Raw genomic sequence first — 1,571 nt, forward strand, 5'->3', positions numbered from 1 at the left:
GCGCGTCATCGTCGCTTCTGATCTGCCCCTTTACGACGTCTTGCAGGTCTACCGAATGCGCTGGGGGATCGAATGCACATTCAGCGGTATGAAGTCTCGCGGTCTGGGTTTGGAGGACACCCACATGACCGCGCCAGACCGCATCGGACGCCTCTTTCTTCTGCTCAGTCTCGCGTATGCCTGGATGGTGCGGATCGGCGCATGGCGCGCAGATGCGCTTCCCATCGCAGTCAAAGCCCACGGGCGCAGGGCCATGAGTCTGGCCCAATATGGCTGGGATCTGCTGTGTGACGCCCTGCGCTGGCAGCGTCCCCTCTTCCAAACTTTTCTCGCACTCTTGATGACCGCTTTTCCCTCACCCAGTCAGCCTGACTCTGAAAGTGTCAGGTACTGAGGATCTGGTCAATGTGGATTGGGTCATTGATTGCGATCATCAGAATCGCATCAGCTAAGATCAATGCATCAATCTGATCAGGCCGAATTTATCTAACCAGGCTCAGGTGTCTACGCCTTGTTGTTGCTGGAGGTTCTCCAGGACTGCTTCTCAGGTTCCATCCGCCTAATTCACCATCTCGTTGCGAAGGAATGCTATCAAGTCGCGCCGTGTGGTGTTGACAACCCTACTCTCGCCCGGAGTTCGCGTCATGCAGGATCTGCGGTGCTGCTGGGTGCCAGGGACCACCAACATGATCTCTTTGAAATCAGTGGCGAGCCTGGAGGGGAGCAGGTCATCGAGTTGACCAGCCGCCGCCTCAGCCACATTTTTGGCAAGGAAGTGATGTCTGACCTGTACCTCAAGGGCCGCGTGAGGATCAGCGCCACCCTCCAGCAGATGGCGTTACTGCGAGGGCCAGAAGATAGTTGCCTGTCGCCCTGACCCTTCATTTACTGGTATCTGATTAGCGCCGAAGGGCCATCAGCACGGCTACGGGATCTTCGTTCCGCAGGCGGGCCGTCTCTGATCTGTCAAGGGTTTGGTGGAGGCTCAGTTCGGGATGGGGGCTTGCTCCTCAAAGGCCGCCGGGGACCGGTAGCCCAACGCGGAGTGACGACGCTGGCGGTTATAGAACATCCGGGTCCACTCAAAAACTTCTGTTCGTGTCTGGACACGACCCCACTGCGCCTTTCCAAGCTCCAGTTCCGTCTTCAACGTCGCGAAAAAGCTTTCCTGAACGGCGTTATCCCAGCATTCTCCTTTCTCACTCATGCTCTGAATCGCGCGCAGTCTGTCCAGCGCCTACTTGTAGACCTCACTCGTGTATTGGCTCCCCCTGTCTGAATGGTGGAGCAGCCCTCCTGGTGGCTGTCGACGCTCGACGGCCATTCCCAACGCCGCTGTGACCAGCGGCGTGTGAAGTCGCTCATTCAGCGCCCAGCCGACAATTTTCCGTGAGTACTGGTCCATGACCGTGGCCAGGTACAGCCAACCCTCCTGGGTGGGTAAATACGTGATGTCCGTCGCCCATTTCTGATTCGGACCGTCGGCGGCAAAATTCCTGGCAAGAAGATTTTCTACGAGTGGATGCGAAGATTTCGCTTTGGTGGTTGTGCGGAACTTCCTCTTCCCACGC

Annotated in this window: 4 protein-coding genes; 2 read left to right on the plus strand and 2 right to left on the minus strand. The window is 57.3% G+C overall.

What is annotated here, in order from left to right; translation table 11 throughout:
• Together BOO71_RS18635 and BOO71_RS18640 are read left to right on the plus strand one after the other, a co-directional pair.
• A partial coding sequence (locus BOO71_RS18635; protein ID WP_139323038.1) for a transposase occupies positions 1-394 on the plus strand: 394 nt, incomplete at its 5' end.
• 264 nt (positions 395-658) lie between these two features.
• Entirely contained in the window at positions 659-877 is a 219-nt protein-coding gene (locus BOO71_RS18640) for a hypothetical protein (protein ID WP_075834907.1), read from the plus strand.
• Positions 878-985: 108 nt separating this feature from the next.
• Here the strand turns inward: BOO71_RS18640 and BOO71_RS29210 are convergent, their stop codons facing one another.
• The gene (locus BOO71_RS29210) at positions 986-1,207 is read right to left on the minus strand and encodes an integrase core domain-containing protein (RefSeq protein ID WP_083653626.1); all 222 of its coding nucleotides are present in this window, start codon (positions 1,205-1,207) and stop codon (positions 986-988) included.
• 30 nt (positions 1,208-1,237) lie between these two features.
• Positions 1,238-1,571, minus strand: a 334-nt coding sequence (locus BOO71_RS27165; protein WP_139323039.1) for a DDE-type integrase/transposase/recombinase, incomplete at its 5' end; no start/stop codon positions are given.

Source organism: Deinococcus marmoris (assembly GCF_001949125.1).
Taxonomy (GTDB): Bacteria; Deinococcota; Deinococci; order Deinococcales; family Deinococcaceae; genus Deinococcus; species Deinococcus marmoris_A.

Excerpts from the sequence above, each read along its gene's own strand:
- BOO71_RS29210 (WP_083653626.1), bottom strand. The coding sequence starts at position 1,207 with ATGAGTGAGAAAGGAGAATGCTGGGATAACGCCGTTCAGGAAAGCTTT.